We start from the raw sequence: 25,609 nt of genomic DNA, 5'->3' as shown, positions 1-25,609 counted from the left end.
TTAGTATCCTGCCTGATTATGCAAACTAATGATGAAGTACATAGAGCGTGTCAATCCATCATCCAATTCTCGTTCGTGAGGAGTAACAGTGGTCGGTCGTGGTAGCCGAGTTTCTACCTTGTGCAACGAATTGGCTGGATAATGGAGTATGTTGCACAAGGCAAACTCTGATTCTGGATTGTTCTACGTGGATAAGGAGCCGAATCTACTGGAGGTTTTCGATAGGTACTGTCCGCGTTAGTCATTGTTCATTCCCACTTATATGATTCTCAGTGCCGATCAGACTAATAGACGGACTTAAACGATCGCTCATAGAACACCGAGGAGTTTACTGTGAGCCCCTCGTAGTTAGAGAACAATTTCCGCTATGAAGCGACCAAATCCGGACCCATCTTCAGAGAATACACAAGAGACAGCACCATGTTTTGCGTGTGGTCAGCAGACACCACTCCCGGATGATGTGAATAGCGTAGATTTTGTGGATTATGTGGATTTTGTGGCTATGTAGATTATATCGTCAATCCATGATGTTGCATCAAATAGAGCAATCCCCAGTCGAACTATTGGAGGTCACATGCCAGTAAGCTATTTTCAAATCGGCAGGGGGGAGACGGATTCAGTCCCAAGTTAGGTACTGCAATCTGATTTTCTTATTGGTACTCCTCGAAAGCGTCCCCTTCGTGCGCTACCAATTCCACTGCGAAGTCGATAGTTCGTGCTCCAATGCCACTAATCGCATAGTAGGAGTAGGGCTGATGTTTCTCAGGATCCGTTTGTTTCCACTGTGTAACGAGATTAGCTTCGACGAGCTTGCTGAGATGTGAGTGGAGAGCGTTTCCGCTTCGGCCAGTCATATTGGAGAGTTCCTTTGCACTCATGCCATCGGCATCCCGAAGCCGATACAAAATAGCGAACCGCAGCGGATGAGCTACTGCCTTGAATCGATCGGTGAAATCGGACAGCTCCTGTGGATTCGACTCTTCGAGCAACTCTGCTGTAACGTCAGCAATGAGCTGTGTATCGGCATTTCCCTCCACATCGGTATCCGCCCCTGTGCTTGCCATACAGATTGATAAGAGCTTAGTAGATAAGAAGGTATCGACTGTTACCTTTGTCTGAATACTCCATCTCTGATGCCGAGAGGGTGCAATGAGAACAAATGAATTTTTATCCATATGAGCTGTAGAATCTTCTATGCGCGAGTATGATGGGAAGCCGATGCGAGACGTTCTCCTTGGGCGACTTCCTGTTGCCCCCTATCCAAACTTTCTCGTCTATATGATGGGTCCATACACCAAGTTCGAGTTGGAATACGTTCTCTCAGAAGAGACGGACCCCGAGAATGTCGAGGCCGATCTTGGTGCCTTTAGCACTGCTGATCAGGAATTCATTACTGAGCTCGAGAACCTCTGTTTGTTCCTTCGAGACGACCCAGGTGTGAATGCGTTCATCGCTACCGATCCCGAGATTCCCCTTCCTGAAAACAAAGACGCCAAAGAGCCGGTGATGAACGCTATTGCACAATCAAAAGCATATGCTGAAGCTAGTAATGCTATCGCGTTCGTTCTCCCGATCGCTGGCCTCCGAGACGGAGTAAGTGCTGAAATAGGAGCGGTACTTGAGGCAATGGATCTAGAAAATAGTGATCCAGGTCCCCCAGTGAAGGATCCACGTCGATTTCGAATTTTCGCCGAAGCCGGAATCACGAGTACGACGATCTACGCCACAGAAGACGAATATAGCGTACCGATCGTGGAGTACAGTTCTAAAGAGCAGTTACGAAAGGAACTCCATGAGTTCGTGACAGATGTCGCTATCCTTGAGCAGAAAGGAATCCTTCCTCCGGTGCAAGAAGAGAGTAACGGAGAAACGTCCTAGTTTATTTGTAGAGAGAGTGAGATTGATCGTAGAGACTTGGTCTTCTGGGGGTATTCATTCTCGTGTTTCAGTACCTTGTGCAACATTGTTTTGGTAGAGCCTATATTGCACAAGGTGGTTACGGGATGATTCTCAGACAGATCGTGAGAATCCAGAGAGACACCACTCTTGCAAGTGAAGCTGAGAAATAAGAGGGGGGAGGGGATCAAATAGTGGGATTAATCAAAAATATGATATTCACTCCAACTATTTGAAAGAAGCGCTCAGAACCCAACAGAGAAAAGAAGGACCAGCTACATGTCAGTGCTTTAGTTGTAATCATGGACTGTTCTTCTAGCTAGTCTCTCTAGTCTAGTGTTTCACTTGTAACAGTGGTGTGTGTCTGTGGTCTTCACTTGAAACAGATGCAGAGGTGGTTTTATATAGGAAGCATGGGAAGAGTCTCACATGCGTCGGTTCGAGCGGAAGCAAAACATCTTCCGCAATAAAGACGCCCTCGGAGAATCCTATCAGCCCGATCAAATTGAGGAACGCGACGAGGAGATCGATGAGTATATGGATGCTCTTCAACCAGTCGTCGACGGCTGGGAACCGAACAATATCTTTCTCTACGGAAATACTGGCGTTGGGAAAACGGCTGTTACCGACTACCTTCTCGAGAGACTGCAGAATGATGTCTCGGAGTACGAGGATATTGATCTTTCAGTCATCTCGCTCAACTGTAAAACGTTGAATTCATCGTACCAGGTAGCTGTTGAACTCGTCAACAAACTTCGACCAGCCGGTGGAGAGATTAGTTCGACCGGCTATCCACAACAAACCGTTTTCAAAAAACTGTACGAAGAATTCGAAGCGATCGGTGGAACTATTCTTTTAGTACTTGACGAGATCGATTCGATTGGAGCACGTGATGAACTCTTATACGAACTACCTCGAGCTCGAGCGAACAACAATCTCGATAGAGCGAAAGTCGGTGTTATCGGAATTAGCAACGATTTCAAGTTCCGTGACCAACTGGATCCTCGCGTTCAAGATACGCTTTGTGAACGAGAACTACATTTCCCACCGTACGATGCACCTGAGCTCGAAAATATTCTCGATTCTCGAGCTGACGTCGCAATCACCGAAGACGGGCTTGAGCAAGGTGTGTTAAATTTCTGTGCTGCCCTTGCTGCACGTGATAGTGGCAGTGCTCGACAGGCACTCGACTTACTTCGACTTGCTGGAGAGATCGCTGAAAACAGTAATGCCGACCTTATTAAACGTGATCACGTCGAAGCAGCCCGAGCACGACTCGAACAAGAACGTGTTGAAGAGGGAATGCGAGAACTCACGACCCACGGCCGACTGGCACTCCTGGCAGTGATCTCGAAGGCTGCGAAGGAGGAAACACCGTGTCGTACCCGTGATATATATGAGGAATATCTTACTCTCTGTAGCTCTTCTGGAACCGACTCGCTCGCCCAGCGTTCGGTACATAATCATCTCTCAGACCTCCGAATGCTTGGGATACTGTCAGCATTCGAGAATCGTAGTGGATCACGTGGTAACTACTACAGTTATGAATTGGATGTTCCGTTCACCAGTGCAATCGAAGCAATGTCTGATGTTCTTCGAATCGACAGTGAAATCGAGATGATTCGAGAGATCGCGTCGGTCAACGGCATTTCGTAGACGGGACACACCACCGTTACAAGTGAAATAGATGGCGAGTATGAGTTAGTAGTTTCACTTGTATCGGTGGTGTGGATGACCTAGTCTAGTTCACTTGCAACGGTGGTGTGTTTCACTGCTTCACTTGTAATAGTGGTGTGTCGCTGGGAGCCTACCGTAGCCTACTCTTGCTCATGTTTTTGTCACTCCCTTTGGCCGACCTTGTGCAACAATATTAATAGAGTAGCGAGATAGTTGCACAAGGTAGAATGCCCCCGACTGCACCCCCATCGCTCCCGAATTACCTCGCCGACGGGCTTCCCAAACAGGACGACGAGACCCTGCAGGAAGTCCAAGACTACGTCGACGAGTTGCTTGCCGCTCGCGAACAGCGTCGAAGCGAGCCAGTCACCGAAGACGAACTCCCCGAGGATGCCCAGGTTCTCGAGAACGAATCAGACGGTGCTGTGTATCTCGAATATCGCACCTGCGGTGATGAGAGCTGCTCGTGTATGAGCGGTGGTGCGGAGCATGGGCCATACAAATACCGTGCGTATCGGACGGTGATACCGTGCGGCGAGAGTATCTCGGCAAAGCATCCGCCAGTGATATGAGCTGACTCGGTTATCTCTAATTGCTAGGTTGAAATTGTCCACTGGAAGCTATTTCGCATCGTTTCCCCAGCGACCGTGCGTTTCGGGCGCCCAGTCGTCAGGAACGACACGATCTGGATTCTCCGGACAGACTGCCTGATGCCCGTTCGCTGCTCGATCCGTTAGGAACACTTTCCCACACTGCTCACACTCCTTCATTTACAACCCGTTGTTAGTTGAGACTCATCTATTATATATTTGATGGGTATGCGTTTGTGCTCATCAACTAGGTGGTGAGAAGATCATGGGTATAGCAACTGCTACCAGTACTCTCATGCCCATTGAAGACTGTCTCATTAACTGAACATTCATATGGATTAGATAACCTTCTGTGTTTGTTTAGTAGTGAGATCGATCACCGGGATGGGTCCTACACAATCGAGATTCCCGAACACGAGGTCGAACTTGGAGACCTCGAGCCGGACCGTTCGCATCGCTATCGTTCCGCAGACCTGGACTCAGCCCGACTCGGATACTGACGCTACTGAGGAATCGACGCAAGCGGCTACTGAGTCCACTCCGCCCGTTACTGAGGGCAATCACCGAACCGTCGAGATCGAGACGATCGGCGAGCAGGGCGACGGGATCGCACGAGTTGAGCGAGGCTACGTGGTCATCGTTCCTGATACCGATCCACAGACGATCTCGCTCTGCTCGTCAATAAGCAGGTGTTCCCACTCAATCTCCCCGCTCTCAGATATGCACAACGAACGGGGACACCCTTGTGGAACAACCTCATCGCAACGGTTGTATTGAGTTCACGGCTAATCGGGCTCCGAGTTCTTGAAACGGTCGGGTTTCGTACTCCTCGAATAACCTTCGAGAAACCCGAGTTTGAGTACGTTGCAAAGCCCTCCTCCATCTGGTACGGCGACCCCGAACTGAACGGTGAGGGAGGGTTCTATCAAGAACTGATCTCGACGGAACCTGTCGACTACAAGTACTACGCTGTCAATGATGGAACGCGAGTCCAGATAGCGGCCAAGTGCGTTACCTCGAAGCTCTATGGGCCCAAACGATTCCTGAGTCAGGTACGCCCCAGCCCGACGCTTACGCGGCGTCTGCGTCGCCTCGTCAACCGACTTGGTCTCCGAGGTGTCGGAGTCGATCTCGTCAAAGACGACGAGGGCCGGTTCTGGGCCATCGACGTCAATCTCGCCGCAGGCTATCGGGATAGCGAGTTAGAACTTGCCCTCTGTGAGTCAATTCGTATGGGTCTTCCCAATAAGTGATCTGAGAGTCACCTCTTTGAACTGTGTACCGAGCAGAGAGGTTCTGCTGCATACATCCTCTCTATGCAGCACCTCATTTATATCACATTCTGAGGATTGCAACAGAGCTACTGATTGTAACATCTGCAGCCGTGCGCACAGACTACCATCTCTTGACGTAGTCAACCTTGTGCAACAAAACGCTCTTGGGTCGAGATGTTGCACAAGGTAGACTCTCTTTGCGGAGCGACTACCCTCTATTGGTTCTAGTCAACGGATATGCTCCTCACCACCGGCCGACATCGTACGTATCACGATACTGCTGATAGTACGCCTTCTTGACAGTCCGGAGCTCAAACTCACCTGGATTCCGTTCACGGAGTGCAAGAAGGATTTTCACTGGCTGGGACTCCCCTGTTTGTATCGAATAGCAGTATTGAGTGTGTTACTGAACGCGTTAGGTTTCAATTGCCTTTCCGAATACGAATCCAGTAGTTTCCAATCAATATTTTAATACTGACTAATGCTAACATATATCGTGATGTGGTTAGACGATACTTCGGTACTATGGAACTGGGGGATCTCATCGATCAACGATGGAAGAGCTACGAGCGGAAACGATTCACCAAAGACGCTACGAAGTCGAAAACAGACGATTTTGACCCCGAACAGTTCAAACACGATGGGTTCAACGATCGCAATGCGTATCTCGAGACGTATGTGCCTGCATTAGCTGACTCTGAACGTCTCGAAGCGGAGCTCAACAACTTCACCCCGCCTCGAGTGAGTTCGATCAATGATTCTCCCTATCAGGCACTCGTCATTCGATATGGGATCCTCCGTATACTGATCCAGCAACTGGATTACTGCATAGAGAAAGAGCCCCTCCTCGATGCGATGCAAACCTGGCAACAGGAGCTTATTGACAACTATTCTGAGGATGATTTCAGCCATGATGACGATCTACTCCATCTCGCAAAAGCCGGTGTCGACTATGGTTCGGACGTCGATGATTCGGAACTACACATGGTCTACAGCTATTTCGAGCTTCACAACCGAGCGCATGACCGAAAAGACGAGTACTACACGTGGCTCGATTCCTTCAAACGGCTCTGTTGAAACCCTCTTCACGTCTTGCGGTTTCATAGAGGGCGTAGTTTTCGCCGCTTTGGTCAATAACGGTTCGTAGAACACCTCTTTGGAATGTCAGTGGTGAAGGATTTCAACTAGGCCCTTCAAACGGCTTTCAGCGATTGATCGGTTCCCGAAAGTCTCGCGGTCTGAACGTCCTGAGCACGCGCTGGATATCATTGAGAAGGGACTCTGGTCGTTACAAGAGCAAGCGATCGTCTACGAGATTTTCGACGATGAGAAGGGGGATCTCGTCGGTATTCCCGAAGACTACATCGACTATATTCGCGACTGGCTCTACTATGAAATGTCCGACGAGAACTTACAGACGATGCTCGATCAGCTAGAGCCGTTTGACAAGCAAGCCACGCTGATCGATGCTCGCAATCGGTTCGGTATCGAGACGAAGACCCAGGGACTCAATCAAAAACGCCGGGAGAGTCTTGTTGCAGCTGGCGTCTATCCAAGTGAGCTTCTTCGAGAGGCACTTACCAAAGAGCAACTGAAAGCAATTGTCGACGAGTACGGACTGGATGCCCACAATCAAAAGACCGATAAGATGATCGAGCAGACGATCGCGTACTTCGAACAATCACAGAAGTACGTCGATGACGGTGAAGCGGACGTCGATCTGTATCTGAAGTGCTTCGAGGACATTGCCGATGGGAACATTCAACTGATCCCACCGCAGATCCAGTCGATCGTCAACGCGGACGGTCCGACCGCACGATTAGAGATGCTCTTTGAGGAGGCCACGGCTGAGATCTTTACGGAGGTGTTCAATCTGTCCGGGACGTCGCTACTCGGTCAGCACGCGAACGGGATCGTCGCTGATGGCGAGATCGAACAAGACGACAAATGGCTGCTGTGGGATAACAAGCGCCGGCGACAACAGTTTAAATTGGGGAGTAACACCCAGAGCAAGATCAAGAACTACATCGATACGAAAAGTCAGCAGCATACCGTTGAATGGTTCCTGATTATTGCACCTGACTTTACTGAGACGGCCCGGACGAACGCGAACAAGCTCGAGATGCAGGTCGGTGGGATCGATATTCGGTTGGTGAAAGCGGCTGACTTCGTTCGGTTGGCAGAACTTTGGTGGGAGAAGTATGCGGCTGAGAATCGTGAACTGCCGTTGTCTGTGTTCTATGGGTCCGATCTATTGGACCTCGAGATCGCAGAGGAAGCACTCAAGCGGGAGTTCTCCTGAGAGTCTTTCTGTGGATCTTTCGATACTCTCATTCTCATTGAGTGCTCGCATCCTTAAAGCGATCTCAAGATCTTGTTTGACAAAACCAAAGAATCTATTGAGATGGTAACAAACTACACTACTGCTATGGCAACAGTCAATGTCATCGATGGGGTACGGTATGGTCTCGATTTGATTGTCTATATCTTCGTCATTGGTCTTGCGACTGGACTTGGCCTCCTTATCGGGATTGCCATTGGTGGTGTCGATAACATTGTTTTCTCACTAATTGGTGCACTCCTCGCTCTTGCGAGTTTTCTTGCGTTTTATGCCGGAATGATGGGAATCCTCTATAAGGTAATCGCAGATGGTGTGACCGTTGGTATGAAAGCTGCCAACGAATCCTCTGAAACACGAACGTCTCCCCGCCCTAAGTAGTTCTATCTCGATTTCACGCGAGATGTTGTCGTATCGACAGTGCTTGAACAAATAAGAGTGTCTCAGCGAGGTGAGCGAACGGATGACGGAAAACGGGCGTTTGCTGATCGGCTTTGAGCAGCTCGTTAGTCGGAGAGATGGGCCAATCGACGTCCGGTCTCGTATGCGCCCTTTCTGAGTTCCGAGCGTTCCTCTGTGTCCTCCTTGAGGGCGCGCTTGAACTCGTCAAACTCCATTGTGGTACTGTGTATGTGGTCTGTGGATAAGAAGATACTAGCTGGTATGTAACGATACTCATTGGTAGGGTGACGATGAGAAACTAGTGTGCATGAGTGGCTACAGCAACTGGCGTCATCTTGATTCTGAACGGATAGGACTCCTGTTGGTATTCCTTTCAGCTGTCGGCTTCGGTACGCTCGGTATCTTTGGCATCTACGCTCAACGTGCAGATCTCTCGATTCCGACCGTGCTCGTCTTTCGGTTCCTATTCGCAACGATATTCGTGTGGGCACTCCTTGCGTGGAGAGGCCGATTAGCACTTCTTCACGGGCGAGCATTGCTGATTGCACTCGGACTCGGAGCGTTCGGCTACGCGACTCAAAGCGGGCTCTACTTCGTCGGATTGGAATTTATGACCGCAGGAATGGTCGCCATCGTTCTCTATACATATCCTGTCTTTGTCGTCGTTCTGGCGGTTGCCCTCATTGGGGAACGGGTGAGCCGATCGATGCTAATAGCACTCTGCTTCGCTCTCGGCGGTATCGCACTCGTCACTGGAGCAAACTCCGCGGGTGCATCGCTTGTAGGCGTACTCGTCGTTCTTGGCGCTGCACTTGCGTACGCCGCTTACATTACTCTCTCCCGATCGATGCTCGTGACAATTGATCCGCTGGTTCTGACTGCGTACGTGCTACCGGCTGCTGGCACATCGTTTCTCGTCATTGGCGCGGCAGGCGGAGACCTCACGATTCCACAGACACTATCTGCATGGACGATTCTCCTGTGTCTCGGGATTTTCGCGACCGCGATTCCAGTCGTTGCGTTCTTCGCCGGGCTCAAACAGATCGGCGCCAGTCGAGCTGGGATCATAAGCACTGCTGAACCCCCTGTCACAGTTGCTCTCGGTGCGGTACTATTCGCCGAACCAGTCACGACGGGAACGGTTATCGGTGGTATTCTCATCCTGATTGGTGTCATTATACTTGAACGCGAATGATGAGATGGTGCCAAGAATCGCATTGATAATCGTGGCGTGGTAGATTCGGAAGTGAGTTCGCGACCAAGACTGTTCAGCTAGTGGTGCTTGAGGTCGAAGGAGAGGAGTACGGGAGATTCGCCGACCGAGTCACTACCTTGTGCAACATCGATAGGAACGGTGATTGTTGCACAAGGCAGACTCGGTTCTGGATGATTCTACGTGGGTTAGCAGTGGGATCTAGTGGGTGTTTTCGGCGGGCACGAAGTCTTGATAGGAATGCGAGCGGGAGTGTTCCGCCGGTCTCGAACTCTCGTAGCATGTAGGAGTAGGCATCCGTCGGCCGATCCGTTTGAATATCGAGATCGTCGGTCAGTACGTCAACGACTTCGCAGACCGTGCTGTGGGTGTGGGCATCCGGGTCAGCTGGATCCAGGTAGATTTGGACCTCGTCGCCCGGAGTGTAGGGGTCCGGGGCTGGCTGGGGGATGTCTTCCACTACTATGGGGTTGGTTCGATGTGGAGTATCAGTCTATCGCTGGGTTAGAGATAGATCTGATTGGGGGAATGCCTTTGACAGCTTCCTGGGGTTCGCTGTCAGTGCAGTAGTTGAACCAGTTCGTTCTCGTCGAGGTCCCAGTAGTGAGCGATGTCGCCGAGCAGGGCATCGATCGTATCACAGTCGTAGCACCGCAGTCCTCGTGTTCTGCATTCGTGAGTGCGCGAGCGATCAGCTGCCAGTCTTCGAACAGCCATTCGTCGGGGGTTCCGGTGGGCATATCCTCTGGTGGGTCCGTCTTCTGGTATACACTCTCGGAGGGTCTGGGTTGGTAGTCGAACGTGGGCAGTAATCGAGTGGGAGTACGCGTGGAAATCGGCCCGTTGGGGCGAGGGCCGATAGCAATCTCTGTCGACGGCAGGCACTCCGTCGACAACCGTGCTATCCAGTCACGTAGTTTAACTCTACTGTCTCTTTTTGGTTAGATCGGCTCCTTGTGCAACGTCGCGCCCTTCTCAATAAAATATAGTTGCACAAGGTCTCCTCTCCAGTGAGCTGGGAATCTACTGACTCTCTCATATCGCCGCTGAACAGCGCGATAACATCTCCATCTTGGAGTCCTGTTGTCCACGGTCACAGTTCCTTCGTGATTATACGAGAGGGTACAAACATATATACGAGCAAAGCGCGAACAGTGTTGATGAGGTGCCCAGTATGTCCGAGTTCTCGCAAGATGGGGTCCAGTCGTGGACTGAGTCGATGAGCGCGCGCGAACGCATTCGGTCGGTCGCCGAGACGCTTCGCGAACCCCGTTCGGTCAACTGGATCAGCGAGCAGGCCGACGCCGCTTGGAGTACAACGAACGAGGAACTCCAGGCCCTTCTTGAGCAGGGCCAGCTGCGTCGCGTCGAGGCCGGCGAGACCACGCTCTACCAGCCGGACTACACGCAATTGCTCTTCGAGGAAATTCGCACGCTCATCGAGGAAAGTTCGCGTGAGGAGCTTCGGAGCGAATTGGCCGCGATCACCAAGGAGATCGAGGGGTGGCAGGCGACCTACGACGTCGAAACATGGGAGGATCTCGAACAGTCGCTTGCTGACGGTACTCTCACAAGTGATGAGCTTCGTGAACGCCGGGACGTCATCGCGTTCTGGCGCGAAAACGAGGAAGATCGTCGACTCATCAAGCACGCACTAGAACTCTACTCGGATGTTGAATCAGCTCGCGAACAGATGACTGCTGTGGCAGACCGTGCCACGAGCTAATTTCTGATTCGCACGATGATTTTTCTCGCTGGTCGCGACCGATATACACAGCGGACTCTCCTCCGAGACGTTCACGACCGATTGACGGATCAGGCTAGTTGTGAAGGCGTGCATTATCGCCCGTCTCGGCAACGACCTCGGTACGTCATCGCGGATGTCGATCCAACAACGTTCCTGAGTAACCCCTACGACGTGGAGAACGCACGACTGGAAATTCGCTTCTGGTACCCGGCCGGTGTCGACTACGAGTACTACCGTATCAACTGGGTCGAACCAGATCGGAGCCTGATGCTCGGCTTTCATCAGGACGCCGACCATCCGGACCTTGGGTCCTGCCACATCCAGCTCAATCATAATGACACGCCCGTTGATCGGCATGGTGCGACGTTTCTCGATGCGCATCCACTCGCCGTCCTCGATGATCGACTGCAGCAACTCTCGTCGGCAATAGATTCGATTAACTGGGAGAATGGAACTCCCTCACTCCCTACATGGCCGGTCTAGACGACGAGACGGACGCGGACTCAGTCGAGACGTATCGAGAGTGTCATAGAAAACGTCACATACGAGCTGCTACACATGCTTGCTGCTGGCCCCTCGGGCTACGATGGCGTGCAGATTCACATCACGACGCTGCTCGACTGGAGAGTGTCGGGTATCAAGTACGGGAAGTTCCAGGCGTGGCTAGAGACTACGCTGATCACACTCGCCCCCCATGGTGCTCACGCCGCTCGGTATCGCCGTACTCGTCCTCCTAGAGCCAGCGTAACTATTACCGCTGCCTTCGTCCTACTGAACCCGTGCGAGAAAGTCCTCGCGGTAGTTGGCGAGCGACTCTTCGATTGCACCGCACCCGTGTCAATCGAACGCGTCGTCCCTGTTCCGTTAGAGCCACCCCTCGCGCCGGAAGTACACGAGCAGGATCACTGCCACGGCGAGCATGCCGAGCATCGTCGCCGGATAGCCGAACGTCCACGCCAGTTCGGGCATGTTGTAGGGGCTCCCCTCGAAGTTCATGCCGTAGACCCCTGCAACGAACGTCAATGGGAGGACGATGGTCGCCACAACGGTCAGCTTCTTCATTACCTCGTTAGTTGACATCGCTACCGTGTTCAGGTAGATATCGCGGGAGCCGGATGCGAGATCGCGATACGTTTCTGTGAGTTCAACTAGCTCGACGAGTTCCTCGTAGGCGTCGCGGTAGTACCGCCGTGTAAGTTCGTCAATATTAGTCACGTCACCCAGCGCGAGCGTCGCGATCGCCTCGCGGGTCGGCCACACCAATCGCCGAAACGCCAGCAGGTCACGACGAACGTCGTTGATCTCTTCGAGCGTCACCGAGGACGGACCGTCGATCACCGCGTCCTCGATCCCTTCAAGTCGAGCCTCGAGATCGTCGAGGACGCGGAAGTACTCCTCGACGAGCGTGGTCACGACGAGATACGCGAGGAAGTCCGGTCCACGTTCACGTATCCGACCACGACCTCGAACGAGAGCGTCGCGGACGTCATCGATAGCCGCGAGGGGTTCCATCGAATACGATACCAACCAATCGGAACCGACAAAGAGGCCGACGGAGACGTCGCGGATCGGATCGGTTACCGTCCACGAATCTGTCCGTCGCTTGACGCTGTTCACCCGTAACAGCGTGTATTCGTCGAACTCCTCGACCTTGGCTCGTCCGCCTGCACGGACATCGTCGGCCGAGAGGTCGTGGAGGTCGAACGCCTCAGAAACGAGTGCGAGGGCGCTCTCGTCGCCTCCGGTCGCATCGATCCAAGTCACGCCGTCTGAGTCACGGACCATCGCCAAATCCGCGGCGCTCTCGATGGCCGTTGTCTGGACTGCCCCGTCGGGTCCTCTGACAACGGCGTCCATCATCTAGCATGCACCCCGATAGCGAGAAGTGTCACGCCGATCATGGAAAGAGATACCGAAAGTGACCGGCCCGGATATGCGACGCCGATACCAACCGCGTATCCGAGTAATCCGACCGTCGTACACACGAGTCCAACGACCAAGAGACGATTCATACGTGATCCATACCGGCTCGGCGTAAAGCGGTTCAGGGTAATCCGGATCGGTTCGAGGACTCGCGAACTTCGACCAGCTCGGGTCCGATGCGGGAGATTGCGTTCTCGAGTTTTCGAGTTCAATCCTCGACGTGCGCGGTCCGTGTTTCGACCGCTCGTTCGTACAGGTCGCGGTACCAAGTGATCCTTCGGTAGAAGAAGACAGGAAGAGGCCGTACCAGACGACAAAGACGACGAGCGTTGGACCCACAACCCCGACGTACGTGACGATGGTGTCGTAAATCGCCTGGACGAGCGCGGCCAGCAGCAGCTCCTCGACGACGATCGGGCCGCAGCTCTCGGGGTTGACTTCGCCAGCCGGAGGTAGTAGCCCGCGATCAAGGCGTGGTAGTGGCGACCGGTCCACCTCGAACGCACCCACTACGAACCGGCGGCATTCGACGAGGAGCTTTACCTTCGTCCCGAGTGCAGCATCTACATGACCGACCGGATCCTCGTGCCGATCGACGACTCCACGTTGGCGGCGACTGCTCTCGACTACGCGTTCGAGAACTTCCCCGACACTGAGGTCACTGGAGTTCGCCGACGTGCGCGGGCGGATCACCGACGTCGAAGACCAGGTCGAAGAGCTGGAGACAACGCTCTAGGAGACGCCCACAGAGACCACCAACACCAATGCCGAGGAGAGCGGCTCCCAGACCGCGACCACGGAGACACCGTTAGAACGGATCTGTACACTCCCCGAGTATGTCGCCGATCGCGAGCTCACAACGAACCAGAAGCGAGCGCGCTTCATCGCTCGGGACGTGCAGGACTACGCCGAGAAGGCACCTGCTGGGCTCGTGCTCGATAGCCAGACGATTGCGAAGGTCATCACCGCTGCCGAGGGAACGAAGCCTCACACGCAAACTGTGGCCCGCGTTATGGATTTCCTTGAGAAACTGGGGAAAGACGACGTTGACCAGACGAAACGTCGGGGCAAGAAGCTCGTGGTGGTTGAGGAGGAAGCGGCCGACCGATATCACGACCGTTGTGATCGGCTGAACGAGCAAGCCCCAAAGAGAGCGTAATGTCCTAACAACGGGCCAAGAGGAAGGCGCATAGCTTCCAACAACCACCCCGGGCAAGCCCTCCTCTCCTAGTGACAACTCCGAGCAGCCCTACCCTGATTTAGTAGTAGTAGAGGGGGTAGAAACGATTTCTCTGGTTCTGTCTTCGGAAGCATATCACACCACGGTGTGATCAGTCAGACATTGTTTTGTGGAACGTTGAGGTCTTCTTGATAAGATATGGTACACAAGTCCCGGGTTTTTGAAACGTCCTCCGCATACGGCATACCCGCCTGATAGTCGATTTAGAGTGATTCGCGGCCCTGTTGAGTGACCTGTTTGGTAGATCTAATTATCTATCAAAGCTCATGATTTGACCAATCTGCGGCCCTTCTAGGAGTCTTACTCCGGCCTCAGCACTAATCGGATTTCGTCGAGCTGGCACAGTGATGATTCGCATATCAGTCAAATATTAAAACAGTGAAGGGTCCTAACTAGGACTCTCGTTACCTAATTGATGTTCGACGATCGGGGTTGCGCTCAACCCGTGAACCACGACTGAGACAAGGATGGCTAAGCCGGCGATTGCCCAAATGAGATACGGCTCATCGAAGGGCGCTGAGTTCAGTCCATGTGCAAGGTAGTAGAACGTGCCGATCCCTCGAACACCGAAGAAGGAGATCGCCAATCGGTCGGTCCACTTGCGCTCGAATCCGAGCAGCGCGACTAGTCCGGCGACCGGCCTGATGACGAACACGATCGCGATGGCGACGACGATGGCCTGCCACGTAAGGGGCGCAAACAGGCCACTCGCGATTAGTCCCCCGAAGAGGATCATAATCGCCGCCATCAGCAGCTGTTCGCTTTGTTCCGCGATGTCGTGGAGCGGCTCGTAGAACTCGTGGCGACGTTCGTAGTCCCGGAGCGTTACCGCGGCGATGAACACCCCAATGAATCCATAGCCACCGACGAACTCAATGGCACCATAGACGATGAACATGGCCGCCAGTGACTCAAGCCCAAGCATTGATTTCGCCATGGGTGCCTCGATCGGCAGTGCGAAGACAAGTCTGGCGAGCAGCCAGCCGAGGCCGATCGCACCGACAATCGAGACGCCGACTCGGAATAGCACGTCGATCAACAGCCACTCGCCAACCCAGTTGCCGGGAGCAGCCCCAACGAGCGCCATCAGGATCGCCAGATTCGTAAAGGGAAACGCGAAGCCGTCGTTGAGCCCCGCCTCCGACGTGAGCGCGAAGCGGACCTCGTCCTCGCCGCCGTCGACACCCTCCTTTCCTTCCTCCTCAGTACTCCCCTCGGGCCCTTCGAGCTGTACCTCGCTGGCGAGGACGGGATCAGTTGGCGCGATGTGGCTCGTCTACAGCCTGACCAGCGACCCCCTCTACACGGGAGTCGCCGGATTCATGACAATGGTTCCGCAGGCGTTTCAGTTCCTCGCAGGCCCGCTGGTCGATCAGTGGTCAATTCGGCGAATTCTCGTCGGCACGCAGCTTATTCAAGCCGCCGTTGTCTCTCTGATCCCGATCGCTCATATCTTCGGCTTTCTCACCGTCGAGCTGGTGCTCGTTGTAATGTCAATTCTTTCTGCACTCAATCAGCTGGTGTACCCCGCCCAGACCACCGCACTTCCACGTATTCTTGACGACGAGGAGCTGGTCGCAGCCAATTCGGCGTTCTCGGTTGCCTATCAAGGGTTCGATATGGTAGCAAACGGAATCGGAGGCGTGCTTATCGGTTTGTTCGGCGCGGTCGCATTATTCGCACTCGACGCCGTCACGTTCGGGATCGCTGCAGTCGTGTTTGCGACCGTCTCGATTCCGCCCACGAATACGGTGACAGACGACAAACGACCGGCGGACGAGTTGACGGGTGCCGACAAATTAGCGGATGCTTCAACACGTCCATTGGCTGGCGACGATAGCCGAGTCGCGAACGATTCTACCGCCCTTGTCACGGACGGCGACGGTGACTGCATAGAATCAGAGGATACCAACTCCTACGTCGCACGTATGCGTGAAGGAGTGGCAGTTATTCGTGGAACATTCCTTGTGCCGCTATTAGCCGGCGCAGTAATCGCCAACTTTTCCGTCGGTATGATACTGGCAGCGACGCCCCCGTACGCTGATTCTCTTACCGTTCCTGAGGCACTGAACCTGATCGGTGCAGCCGGGGCTTATGGGATCCTCATGGCATCGATCGCAGCTGGGGGCTTTGTTGGAGCGATAGCTACAAATATCGTCGCTGATCGCCGATTGGGACGGAGCATGGTCGTTGGGTACACCCTTGCAGGGATACTCTGGAGCAGTGGCCTCCTCGCTAATTGGCTCCCGTTGACGGCCTTGCTTTTCGTACTGGCGTACATCCCTATTGGAGCTCTTGCTGTCCAAGTAGCCGCCGTCGTCCAATCTGCACCTCCAGCAGAGATGGTTGGCCGGGTAAGTAGCGTTCACGGTTCTGCCTCGGCATCTATGGTTCCGATCGGGTCGCTAGCTGGTGGTATCGTTGCTGGTTGGCTCAGCCCACAAGTGGCGATGACTGCCCTTGGAGTCGCAGCATTCTCGCTGGCCCTCTATGTACTCGTGAATCCAGATCTTCGTGAAATGCCAGCTCCTGATCGCATGACAATCGATTTGTAAGGATGGCCTGTATTTGGTAAATACGCGCTATGGATCTGGCAGAGGTTCGCTGAACTACCAGAGTGCACGCGAAACACTCACCGAGTTGACTTCTACAGAGAACTGACTAAAAAACGTGGGCGGACCTATTCGTCGGTATCGCTTCCGGATCCGATCTCCCCCATCTTTTTATAGAGATCGGACTTCTCTCTGCGGAGTTCACGCATCCGCTTGACCGCCTCTTTATTCATGTCAGTATATTATGGTGTAGCAGTATAACTTCGTTGCGAGGCAATCGGTACGGCTGGATTGGTCGAATTGAATTCTCCATAGGGAGATCGAGTGATTTGGTGACCATGGCGGTACTAGATCCGTCGCCATCGTACACTCCTATTACTCCTTCCACCATACAGATATCACCATGGCCTCGATAGTAATTTCGCCGAAGCCCATCTTCGCCCTGGAGCCAACGATCAAGAGTTCGTGACGGCCGACCGGCCACGTGCTCGTGGTGACTGGGGTCGATAAAATCAGGGCCAACCTTAGCAGGCTGAACCGTATGTCTCTGTTCTTGGAGAGCCCGAATAATAGCGAGCGTGGCCGCGGTCTTTCCAACACCCGAATGGGTTCCTCCGATGACGACACCGTTCATGACGGTGCAGTAACCTCCTTATCTACGAGCCTGTCGTAGACAGTGCTAATTTTCTCGTGGACAGCTGCCATCGGAATGTCGGCAGCGTCAGCCAACGCCAACGCTCCACCCATACCCACTCCCTCCTTGGCTTCACCAGCTACGTAGGCATCCATTGCTGGGTGACTTACAGTATCGAACCCGGGATCGGTGACCGTTAGTTCTACCTCGAAGTCGTCCGCCAGCTCGCGACTGTTCGCGGTTTCGTCGGCAGCGATAAAAGAGGTGGTTGCAAGCGAGAGCGGAGCAGCTGTGCCTGCATGACGAACGAGCGCGGCGGCGGCCGCCATCTGGGTTCCGCCAGCAAGCGTTACGGTTGTCCCAGCGTCAGTCGCTCCGACAGTTACTCCGGCCACAGCAGCGAGGACTCCACCAAATACAAACCGAGCCTCCGACATCCACTCCGGGCAAGCGCTCCTCTCCTAGTGACAACTCCGAACATCCTCTTTCTGATGTAGTAGTAGAGAGAGTAGAAACGATTTTGCTGGTTCTGGCTTCGGACGCATATCACACTACGGTGTGATTAGATTGGTTGTCTCAACTGGGAATCTTCACTATGGAACCTTGCGTAACACGATCTCTTGCCGCGAGCTCATCGAAAACGGATGCACAATCACTGAGCGTTACTTCTTTTGTCATATGAGAACATACATCATGAGATATGTTGACTGTGAACACTTTCTATCTGATACGTATTGGGAGCAAAGTGGCAATGACATACCAAAACAATGGATTATCTAACCGGCGAGCATATGGGTCTCAATGGCACGGATTGATCACCTCACCTTACACGCCGATGCAACAGGATCGCTCGAACTCGTCTGTGAGCGGGCGGCCTCAAAAGCCCTCGAACCCAGCATCCGCTTGTTTGCCGGCAAGGATGAATTCGGCCTCCTGATCGATGACCTCAACCCGAACGAGCAGGTAACGCTGTTCTTCGAGACTACGACAGAAATCGACCCAGCCTCTTCGGAATGATTCACTCCCTCTATCCTGTCATACACCGAAAGTGAACGGGACCACCTGGAGTATCCATGTCATTCCCAGATAGAACGAGTGTATCGATTCCAGAAATGTCGGCCATCGGGGAATTCCTTCTGGCGCTTGGTTAAGAGATACACCGTAGTACAGTCTCTATTTCTCCCAATCCGTTGATTCGTCTCGATTCAATCTTCAGCAACCGTTGCAGCAAGTGTCGTTTTGGCGCTCCCGCAGGCGGGACACCGGACGAACTCGTATGTGTCCCATTCGTTATCAACACCGACGGTAAACGAGCAATCACAATCGTGACAAGTGAATGTAGCCTGCATAGTCTATCTCATCCATGGCCAAATCTGTGACTCTTTCGGCAACCTGTTTGCCGGGGACGATTTGATGTGAAACACTCGGTCAGTTTGCATACGTACCTAACGCTGTTTCGCCGCTGACGATGCAGAAAGACGAGCTTCTACTATAGGGATAAACGACTCGTTTACCACGGTGCCGAGGGTGGGTCGTATCTGCTTGCTCCTCTCCGTGGATTTCTGAGCCGCGCGACGGCGGATGTGCCGGTAGCGGTCCGGGGCGGTATACGTCGACCGCGCGGGCGTTCTCAAGGATGGCGCTCGACGGCCCGCGGATCGTTCGCTTGTCGATATCTTCTTTCGTGTTGTTGGTATCCATGGGTTCTCTCGCCCGCGACAACCCCGCTCGCCTGTTCTAGCGGGCGATACGCCGCATTTCTATTCCAAGTCGCTCCGAAGAGCGAGTCTGTCTCTTCCACACTCTCCGTGGTGTGCTGCGCTAACCCTATCGGTACACTTTGAAGTGCATACGTTTATAGCGATACACTACGTAGTGCAAGTATGAGCCGAAATGACCAGGGCGAGTACACTACCAGAACAACAGACGAGGACATCCTTGCCCACTTCTCACAGGCTGGGCGGCCCTTTCAAACAGCACAGTCGGTTGCAGAACAGTTTGATGTAGACAGATCGCAAGCATACCGCCGACTGCAACAGCTCGCTGATGAGGGTGCACTTAAAAAGTCAAAAGTCGGCGGCCGTGCCGTTGTTTGGTGGATTTCAGATAACGATGAACCGACCGGCAAGCCCCATGACGTGAATCCAGACGACCCCATATTCGACCGCGATACCTTCCAAGCGGGAGAGCCGGACGACACCTCTGAAAAGATCGACGAGGTTCTCTATGGTGACGGGACGTCCGGAGCTGTATGAATCGGGAGACGCCAGTCCCGTTGTTGATCGATACAGGCGGATTCTACGCGGCCTATGTTGAGGATGACACCAACCACGACCGGGCAGCAGCCGTATTCAAAGCCATTCAAGCTGGCGAACGGTACGGGCCAATTTTCACAAGTCGGTATGTTCTTGCCGAACTCGCAACCGTAATTCTCTACCGTAAGAGCCACCGACGGGCCGTTTCAACGATCAACGAGATACGGTCGTCCGAGACGATCAATATTCTCCCGGTCACCGAACAGACGTTTGACGCGGCATACGACCAGTTCGCTCAGTACAGTGATCAAGAGATCGCGTTCTTTGACCACCTTGGGGGCTCTCTTGCTCGAGAATACGATATCGGCCACGTCTTCACGTTCGACCCCGACGACTTTCGGACGCTTGAATTTACGTTCGTCCCAGATGATACCGACGAGGCGTGACTGACTCCGTGATGTCGATAATTGTGTATGTGGTTTTTGTAATCTTTTTAGAGAACTAGTTTTCGGAATTAGCTCTCGAAGCGAACGAGACCGCGTTACTCACCAGTGACTCACTCTCTGGTGGCATTACACTCCTTCCTGAACAGGATACACCACTCCCAGCCCGGTTCGTTTACGGATTAATACGACCATGTATTCACTCACTCTAAGGCAAATCATTGTTTTATGATTTATTTCGGAATACCGGGTGGGTGTCGCCAACCAATTGCTCGAATACATACAGTACGACGGAGTGAACCTCGATAAGCACAACAACGCTTACGACAATGATCGCAACTTGCAATGGCGTCGAGAGCAGTCCTAGCGAAACGATTAGTGTCGTCGCGCACGCCGGCGCGTGGTTCGTGTCGGTCGCAATCATTGCCCAGCTCGTCACAACGATTGAGAGGATGCCGCTTGCGGCGAGTCGAAGACCATCCGGTGAAAACGCACCGGTCGTCGTCGTGATCGATATGCCGGCGGCGAGGATGCTATAACTGGCCAGTCCAACTACGCCACCGATGAGGTGGCTTCCAACAATGCGGTAGGTCCGCGTGCGTTCGCCTCGTCGATCGAATGCGAGGATGAACGCCGAGGGTCCGAGACTCGGGAAGACGAACGGCTGGCCGCTTGCCCAGGCGACGAGCCCCAGCACGGTGAACAGAAATCCTGCGTACAGACTCGTTCCAACCCGCCGTCGTACCATACCTGTGCTCAATCAACCGCCGGTAAAACCCTGTCCAATACCGGCCCGATGGTCGCTCATCGAGCGACCCAAGCCTATTGTGACCTCGAAACACAATGCCTGCGTATGGATCAACGAATCCTCGTCCCCTTCGACAACTCGGAGCTGGGACGGCTCGCTCTCGAACGTGCCTTCGATGAGCATCCGGACGCCGCGGTCACAGTGATCCACGTCATCGATTCTAGGCAGTCGACGTACGCGATCGAGGGCGGTCTCACCGGAAGCGTCCAGCAGGCGCGCGAACAGGTCTCCCAGCGAATGATCGCCGAGGCGGAGCGACACGCCGAAGAACATGATCGGACGGTCGAGACCGTCGTCGAGGAAGGCGATGCCGGCGACGTGATCGTCGAGTACGCGGCGAACAACGACATCGACCATATCATTATGGGTAGTCACGACCGATCGAAGATGTCCCGCGTGTTCGTCGGCCATATCGCGGAGGTCGTCGTTCACAACTCACCGGTGCCCGTGACGATCGTCCGATAGATCGCCCCGCTGCCGCCCCCAGACTCTTGACGTTCGAGCGACAGGGTTGGGACATGGACCAACGGATCCTCGTGCCGTTCGACGGATCGGACGCATCGGAGACGGCACTCGAACGAGCACTCGAGGAGAACCCTAACGCCGAGATCACGGCCCTCAACGTCCTCGACTCGGCGGAGCTGGCCTACGGTGGCGTTCAAGACAGCGCGGCCGAGAGCCTGACCGACGCCCAGCGCGAGGAGGCCGAGGAGCTGCTCGAACGGGCCGAGGACCACGCCACCGACCACGGTGCGACCCTCCAAACTGCCCTCGAGGTCGGCGAGCCGGGCGAGGCCATCGTCGAATACGCGAACGAAAACGACATCGACCACATCATCATGGGGAGCCACGGCCGCTCGGGGCTTTCGCGGATCGTCGTCGGGAGCGTCGCAGAAACGGTCGTCCGGAACTCGCCGCTGACGGTGACGATCGCCCGCTAATCCGTCTCTTTTCGTCGATCCGGAACGGATCGGAAACAGCCCCGTCGCGGGTCGGCCTCAGTGCATCGCTGACTCGTCGGCAGCCGCCGACTCGTCCGGGCCGACGAACTTCAGCGCGACCGAGGTCGCGACGCAGACTGCGCTCAGCCCGGCGATGACGGAGAACCCGCGCGCGTAGCCTATCTCGCCGAAGACGTCGACGAACACGCCCAGGAGGGGTAACACGAGGAGCGTCCCCGCGCCGCCGATCCCCCCGATCCAGCCCGAGGCTCCGCCGACGGCGTCCGGGACGTACTTCGGGACGAGTTCGAAGACTGCCGCGTTCGCGACCCCCATCCCCGTACCGAGCACCATCATGCCGACGAACGAGGCGACGACCCCCGTGGCGAACGTGGCGATCCCCGCGCCGAGGACCATCACGGCGAAGCTGACCGTGGCGACGTCCTCGCCGCCGAAGCGATCGCTGAGGCTGCCCCCCGGGATCCTGATCAGCGAGCCGTAGACGACGAACACGCCCGCGAACAGGCCGGCCATCGTCAGGCTCATGTCGTGAAACAGGTTCCAGTAGGTCGGATACCAGGTCGTCAGCGCGGTGAACCCACCCCCGTAGGAGACGGTATAGAGGAAGACGAGCACCCAGGTCCAGTGGTTCAGCGAGGACTCCCGCAGCGAGTCCCACGTGCCGCCCGCCGGGAAGACCTCCTGGCCCATCTCCTCCGCGACCCCCTTCGCCTTCTCGGCGTCCAGCCCCCTATCGAGGAGCTGGAAGTAGTAAGGGTTCGCGCCGTAGGCGAAGTAGAGAACGGTTACGACGACCATGAAGGCGAGCCAACTCCCGTACGCGAACGCCAGCCCCCCGATCCCGATCAGGACGGGAATGAGGGAGTTGAACACCCCGGGGCCGATGTTGCCCGCGCCGGCGAACGCGCCCATCGCGAACCCCTGTCTGTCCTCCGGAAACCAGTAGGAGGTCTGGGCGATCCCGACCGAGAACGTCGCGCTGCCGGCCCCGGCCAGGATCCCGAAGACGAGCAGCGGGACGTAGAGATGCGACCCGAAGTCGTCGGGATAGAAGAGGACGAGGGTCCCGACCAACCCCGCGACCCCGACGATCGTCATCGCGAGCAGGATGAGTATCGGCGTTCGGGCACCGATGTCGTCGACCCAGGCGCCGAACGGCACCCTGAGGAACACCTTGCTGATGTGGGGCGAGGAGAGCAACAGCCCCAACAGCGCGCCCGAGATGCCGAGCGCCTCCTGGAACGTCGGCCCCGCGACGCCGTAGAAGGCGATCGTGGTGAGGCCGGCGAAAAAGGAGAGCGTCGCCATCGCCAGCCCACGCCTGGGGTTTCCAGTGATCCCGTACTCGTTTCGCGGGTCGTCGTTGTCTCCCATCGACGACTCCTTACCGTTCGCGATTCTTAGTGGTTATGAATTGAATTATTCCAAGCCCTGCAATATTCCATACGTTCAATTCCAGATTCTTTAGAAGCTGTAAGTATTCAAAACGAACAGCGAGGCTGCGGGCGAAACGTCCACGGTTCCGACGGATCATGCCGTTCTCCGTCCGGAACGGGCATAAGGGTGAGACCAACCACCCGGCGGCCTGCGCCACGACGCTGATCGTTGTGCTTGGCCTTCTTACGGGTCCGATCAACATCGGGATTATCATGGGCTCCGTTGTCCTCCTCTACGTTCTCCATGAAAAGGTGCTCTACCCGACAGCCAAGTACCTTGGATTTGAGCCCGAAGATTCTCGTCCTGTCAATGATGACGATGAATATCCGCACAGATACTCGATGCAACACGGTTCGATACGAATGACCTGGTTCTCGCTACGATGAAGGCGAATAGAGCCCGCTATACCGATTTCAGCCACCTTCGTCAGATAGCATCCCGAACTGTCACGACGTTTTTAGAAGAGGATTATCGAGAGAAACTCCCAGCTGAACAACCGCATCTGTGGAACCCACCGGAACAGGAGGGGATTAGGACTGAACTTCTTCGCTATGACTCGAATCGGTCACTGTTCTCTGAGCTTGGGCACGGAGATTCTATTCCCATCGGATAAGAGAATTCGAACGTGAATCGAGTCTTCTTGTAATGGTTCCAACCAGTTCTGGACGGCATCTGTAACGTTTGGAAATTGATGTAATAATACCGAGTCCGCAACTATCAATACCTCATCAGTGGCATCAGAAAATCGCTCAATCTGAGCGTGGACGAACTCGGTTTCAGCATCACGTGTTCTGGTCACCCAGAACCGTCCATCAATCGGTGGCTGACCTCCGAGCTGTGAACGAAGCTCCGCTGCGACGTTCTCGTAACGAGTATGTTCGACTTCAAGGTCTCGTTTCCGGTTACGTAACAGGCGATCGATCGTCGTCTCGGAATCGACTGGCGAATAGACTCGTGGATGGCTTTCCGGATTACAGTGAGCAAGATCGAGTGATTCGAGTCCGTTCAACACATCGTAAATTCGACCCATCGGAACACCGCTTTCCTCGGAAAGTTCCTCGGCGGAAGCCATTCTCACCTTGAGCAGTGTTCTATAGACTTTTCCTCGTAGCTCGATAGACCGAGGTCCCGGAACGATACCATTATAGAGATCACAGAGATCGCCAGACAGCTCGATCTCGAACCGGACACAGTAAGAACAGCGCTGACCCGGGCTTAAATCCCAAGAGTTGGTCGAACACAAGTCTGCCTACTGGGCACTAACGAGCGACACAGATCGGTTGCAGCATTCGGCGCGTGCAACTCGATTGTTTAACGAGCAACTCGGAGCAGAAGAGAACGCCGACTGGAAAGCATGTGCACCGACCGAACCACATCCAAGCGTCCAGTCGAACGACGATACCGATACGAACACGTCGTGACTAAAGTCGATATAGCTACTGGTATGAGCTGGAGTTTGCCATTTTATAGGTTGAATGAATAGTAATAATATGTGACGTCAGATAGACAGCATTATGTCCGCATCTGAGAGACACACGATATAATGTGGGTTCAAGCCATGGAAGCCGGATAGATAGAGAAATGGTAGAGAAAACGGCTCGGACAGAACGTCAGGTAATGCTTGTGGCAGCCCTTGGTGTGATACTAGGAGGGTTTTTTCCATGGGTACAGCCGTTAGACCTCACTGTTTGGGTATACGATGATGGAGATGCGTTAGTCGTTCTATCAAGTGCAGCAGTTACAGTTATATTTGTATGGATTCAGTGGCGTAAAATTACCGCGTATATCGCTATTGCTTTTGCTCTGTTTATACTCATCGTCGCCGCGGTGAATATTACATCTGAACTAGGCCCAGAAATCATCCTATCCACTGTAGCCAGTGTAACTATCATGATAGCAGGTGCATCTGCAGCTCATAAATTCGAACACTATATATAATGTATAATTTATCATTCCATGACCATTATATAGTTTCTGAACAACATTTCCGGCAACGCTTCTACTAAGGAGTTGTTTCACTCCTGCCCTTTCTCGTGAATCGATTATAATGTAGTCAATATCGTTTGTCTGTGAATAATAGTGTAGGGAGGAGAAACGAGTTCGCCGGTTCTATCTTTGCGAGCAGATCACACCACGGTATGATCAGTCAGACAATACCTTGTGCAACGTTGTATTACTCAGGGTTCTGGGTTTCGTTAGCGACCTGTGCTTTTTCTCT

Annotated in this window: 28 protein-coding genes and 1 pseudogene; 20 read left to right on the top strand and 9 right to left on the bottom strand. The window is 54.0% G+C overall.

Features of this window, described 5'->3' with window-relative positions; genetic code table 11:
- Positions 1-650: 650 nt before the first annotated feature.
- Positions 651-1,064, bottom strand: a complete 414-nt coding sequence (locus tag WOA58_RS16175) for an ArsR/SmtB family transcription factor (protein ID WP_340605318.1) — start codon at positions 1,062-1,064, stop codon at positions 651-653.
- A 130-nt stretch (positions 1,065-1,194) separates the two neighbouring features.
- Between WOA58_RS16175 and WOA58_RS16170 the strand changes: the two genes are divergently transcribed.
- The 9 genes from WOA58_RS16170 to WOA58_RS16135 all read left to right on the top strand — a co-directional run bounded on the left by WOA58_RS16170 (position 1,195) and on the right by WOA58_RS16135 (position 9,372).
- Positions 1,195-1,878: a DUF7509 family protein gene (locus WOA58_RS16170; RefSeq protein WP_340605317.1), complete on the top strand. Its 684-nt coding sequence runs from the start codon at positions 1,195-1,197 to the stop codon at positions 1,876-1,878.
- A gap of 447 nt (positions 1,879-2,325) precedes the next feature.
- Complete coding sequence (locus WOA58_RS16165; RefSeq protein WP_340605316.1) at positions 2,326-3,552, top strand: orc1/cdc6 family replication initiation protein; 1,227 nt, start codon at positions 2,326-2,328, stop codon at positions 3,550-3,552.
- A gap of 248 nt (positions 3,553-3,800) precedes the next feature.
- Entirely contained in the window at positions 3,801-4,145 is a 345-nt protein-coding gene (locus tag WOA58_RS16160; protein ID WP_340605315.1) for a DUF6788 family protein, read from the top strand.
- Between the two features lie 402 nt (positions 4,146-4,547).
- The gene (locus WOA58_RS19100) at positions 4,548-4,940 is read left to right on the top strand and encodes a TRAM domain-containing protein (RefSeq protein WP_390220970.1); all 393 of its coding nucleotides are present in this window, start codon (positions 4,548-4,550) and stop codon (positions 4,938-4,940) included.
- Positions 4,907-5,416, top strand: coding sequence for a hypothetical protein (locus WOA58_RS16155; RefSeq protein WP_340605314.1), 510 nt, complete (start codon positions 4,907-4,909; stop codon positions 5,414-5,416). The genes WOA58_RS19100 and WOA58_RS16155 overlap by 34 nt, the downstream gene beginning before the upstream one ends.
- 546 nt (positions 5,417-5,962) lie before the next feature.
- Complete coding sequence (locus WOA58_RS16150) at positions 5,963-6,514, top strand: hypothetical protein (protein ID WP_340605313.1); 552 nt, start codon at positions 5,963-5,965, stop codon at positions 6,512-6,514.
- 319 nt (positions 6,515-6,833) lie between these two features.
- Positions 6,834-7,739 carry a hypothetical protein gene (locus tag WOA58_RS16145; protein WP_340605312.1) on the top strand — a complete coding sequence of 302 codons (906 nt, stop codon included), beginning with the start codon at positions 6,834-6,836 and terminating at the stop codon, positions 7,737-7,739.
- A gap of 102 nt (positions 7,740-7,841) precedes the next feature.
- Complete coding sequence (locus WOA58_RS16140; protein WP_340605311.1) at positions 7,842-8,156, top strand: hypothetical protein; 315 nt, start codon at positions 7,842-7,844, stop codon at positions 8,154-8,156.
- 328 nt (positions 8,157-8,484) lie between these two features.
- On the top strand, positions 8,485-9,372 hold the full coding sequence (locus WOA58_RS16135) for a DMT family transporter (protein ID WP_340605310.1): 888 nt from the start codon (positions 8,485-8,487) through the stop codon (positions 9,370-9,372).
- A gap of 73 nt (positions 9,373-9,445) precedes the next feature.
- On the opposite strand, the gene WOA58_RS16130 is transcribed toward WOA58_RS16135, so the two are convergent.
- Entirely contained in the window at positions 9,446-9,850 is a 405-nt protein-coding gene (locus WOA58_RS16130; RefSeq protein ID WP_340605309.1) for a hypothetical protein, read from the bottom strand.
- Between the two features lie 714 nt (positions 9,851-10,564).
- Between WOA58_RS16130 and WOA58_RS16125 the strand changes: the two genes are divergently transcribed.
- A complete protein-coding gene (locus WOA58_RS16125) occupies positions 10,565-11,116 on the top strand; it encodes a DUF7342 family protein (protein ID WP_340605308.1) in 552 nt (183 codons plus the stop codon).
- Between the two features lie 15 nt (positions 11,117-11,131).
- Complete coding sequence (locus WOA58_RS19095; protein ID WP_390220968.1) at positions 11,132-11,620, top strand: hypothetical protein; 489 nt, start codon at positions 11,132-11,134, stop codon at positions 11,618-11,620.
- 381 nt (positions 11,621-12,001) lie between these two features.
- On the opposite strand, the gene corA is transcribed toward WOA58_RS19095, so the two are convergent.
- Complete coding sequence (gene corA, locus WOA58_RS16115) at positions 12,002-12,997, bottom strand: magnesium/cobalt transporter CorA (protein WP_390220967.1); 996 nt, start codon at positions 12,995-12,997, stop codon at positions 12,002-12,004.
- Between the two features lie 958 nt (positions 12,998-13,955).
- On the opposite strand from corA, the gene WOA58_RS16110 reads away from it, so the two are divergent.
- On the top strand, positions 13,956-14,219 hold the full coding sequence (locus WOA58_RS16110; protein ID WP_340605305.1) for a hypothetical protein: 264 nt from the start codon (positions 13,956-13,958) through the stop codon (positions 14,217-14,219).
- A 469-nt stretch (positions 14,220-14,688) separates the two neighbouring features.
- On the opposite strand, the gene WOA58_RS16105 is transcribed toward WOA58_RS16110, so the two are convergent.
- Positions 14,689-15,567 (bottom strand): cation:proton antiporter domain-containing protein, encoded by an 879-nt coding sequence (locus WOA58_RS16105; RefSeq protein ID WP_340605372.1) that lies wholly within the window; start codon positions 15,565-15,567, stop codon positions 14,689-14,691.
- Here WOA58_RS16105 and WOA58_RS16100 point away from each other — a divergent pair.
- Positions 15,566-16,855, top strand: coding sequence for an MFS transporter (locus WOA58_RS16100; protein ID WP_340605304.1), 1,290 nt, complete (start codon positions 15,566-15,568; stop codon positions 16,853-16,855). The two genes, WOA58_RS16105 and WOA58_RS16100, sit on opposite strands and share 2 nt — an antisense overlap.
- A 307-nt stretch (positions 16,856-17,162) precedes the next feature.
- Here the strand turns inward: WOA58_RS16100 and WOA58_RS16095 are convergent.
- Both WOA58_RS16095 and WOA58_RS16090 read right to left on the bottom strand, forming a co-directional pair.
- A pseudogene (locus tag WOA58_RS16095) lies at positions 17,163-17,486 on the bottom strand (nucleotide-binding protein); the annotation flags it as partial.
- Positions 17,483-17,815 (bottom strand): nicotinate-nucleotide--dimethylbenzimidazole phosphoribosyltransferase family protein, encoded by a 333-nt coding sequence (locus WOA58_RS16090; protein ID WP_390220966.1) that lies wholly within the window; start codon positions 17,813-17,815, stop codon positions 17,483-17,485. The pseudogene WOA58_RS16095 and the gene WOA58_RS16090, both read right to left, overlap by 4 nt.
- 472 nt (positions 17,816-18,287) lie before the next feature.
- Between WOA58_RS16090 and WOA58_RS16085 the strand changes: the two genes are divergently transcribed.
- The 3 genes from WOA58_RS16085 to WOA58_RS16075 all read left to right on the top strand — a co-directional run bounded on the left by WOA58_RS16085 (position 18,288) and on the right by WOA58_RS16075 (position 20,187).
- Positions 18,288-18,503 carry a hypothetical protein gene (locus tag WOA58_RS16085; RefSeq protein ID WP_340605303.1) on the top strand — a complete coding sequence of 72 codons (216 nt, stop codon included), beginning with the start codon at positions 18,288-18,290 and terminating at the stop codon, positions 18,501-18,503.
- An 866-nt stretch (positions 18,504-19,369) separates the two neighbouring features.
- Positions 19,370-19,741 carry a helix-turn-helix domain-containing protein gene (locus WOA58_RS16080; RefSeq protein ID WP_340605302.1) on the top strand — a complete coding sequence of 124 codons (372 nt, stop codon included), beginning with the start codon at positions 19,370-19,372 and terminating at the stop codon, positions 19,739-19,741.
- Positions 19,738-20,187 (top strand): type II toxin-antitoxin system VapC family toxin, encoded by a 450-nt coding sequence (locus WOA58_RS16075; protein ID WP_340605301.1) that lies wholly within the window; start codon positions 19,738-19,740, stop codon positions 20,185-20,187. The genes WOA58_RS16080 and WOA58_RS16075 overlap by 4 nt, the downstream gene beginning before the upstream one ends.
- 223 nt (positions 20,188-20,410) lie before the next feature.
- On the opposite strand, the gene WOA58_RS16070 is transcribed toward WOA58_RS16075, so the two are convergent.
- A complete protein-coding gene (locus WOA58_RS16070; RefSeq protein ID WP_340605300.1) occupies positions 20,411-20,932 on the bottom strand; it encodes an HPP family protein in 522 nt (173 codons plus the stop codon).
- A gap of 105 nt (positions 20,933-21,037) precedes the next feature.
- Between WOA58_RS16070 and WOA58_RS16065 the strand changes: the two genes are divergently transcribed.
- Both WOA58_RS16065 and WOA58_RS16060 read left to right on the top strand, forming a co-directional pair.
- Positions 21,038-21,457: a universal stress protein gene (locus WOA58_RS16065; protein ID WP_340605299.1), complete on the top strand. Its 420-nt coding sequence runs from the start codon at positions 21,038-21,040 to the stop codon at positions 21,455-21,457.
- A 53-nt stretch (positions 21,458-21,510) separates the two neighbouring features.
- Positions 21,511-21,933 carry a universal stress protein gene (locus WOA58_RS16060; RefSeq protein ID WP_340605298.1) on the top strand — a complete coding sequence of 141 codons (423 nt, stop codon included), beginning with the start codon at positions 21,511-21,513 and terminating at the stop codon, positions 21,931-21,933.
- 57 nt (positions 21,934-21,990) lie between these two features.
- Here the strand turns inward: WOA58_RS16060 and WOA58_RS16055 are convergent, their stop codons facing one another.
- Positions 21,991-23,328: an MFS transporter gene (locus WOA58_RS16055; RefSeq protein WP_340605297.1), complete on the bottom strand. Its 1,338-nt coding sequence runs from the start codon at positions 23,326-23,328 to the stop codon at positions 21,991-21,993.
- Between the two features lie 158 nt (positions 23,329-23,486).
- Between WOA58_RS16055 and WOA58_RS16050 the strand changes: the two genes are divergently transcribed.
- The gene (locus WOA58_RS16050; protein ID WP_340605296.1) at positions 23,487-23,777 is read left to right on the top strand and encodes a hypothetical protein; all 291 of its coding nucleotides are present in this window, start codon (positions 23,487-23,489) and stop codon (positions 23,775-23,777) included.
- Positions 23,778-23,956: 179 nt separating this feature from the next.
- Here the strand turns inward: WOA58_RS16050 and WOA58_RS16045 are convergent, their stop codons facing one another.
- Positions 23,957-24,463, bottom strand: coding sequence for a TrmB family transcriptional regulator (locus WOA58_RS16045; protein WP_390220965.1), 507 nt, complete (start codon positions 24,461-24,463; stop codon positions 23,957-23,959).
- 509 nt (positions 24,464-24,972) lie between these two features.
- Between WOA58_RS16045 and WOA58_RS16040 the strand changes: the two genes are divergently transcribed.
- Complete coding sequence (locus WOA58_RS16040; protein WP_340605294.1) at positions 24,973-25,329, top strand: hypothetical protein; 357 nt, start codon at positions 24,973-24,975, stop codon at positions 25,327-25,329.
- The last annotated feature ends 280 nt before the right edge of the window (positions 25,330-25,609 follow it).

Origin of the sequence: Halalkalicoccus tibetensis, assembly GCF_037996645.1 — an archaeon.
GTDB lineage: Archaea > Halobacteriota > Halobacteria > Halobacteriales > Halalkalicoccaceae > Halalkalicoccus > Halalkalicoccus tibetensis.
The sequence above is the reverse complement of the archived record's forward strand: the minus strand, read 5'-3'. Positions and strand labels throughout refer to the sequence as shown.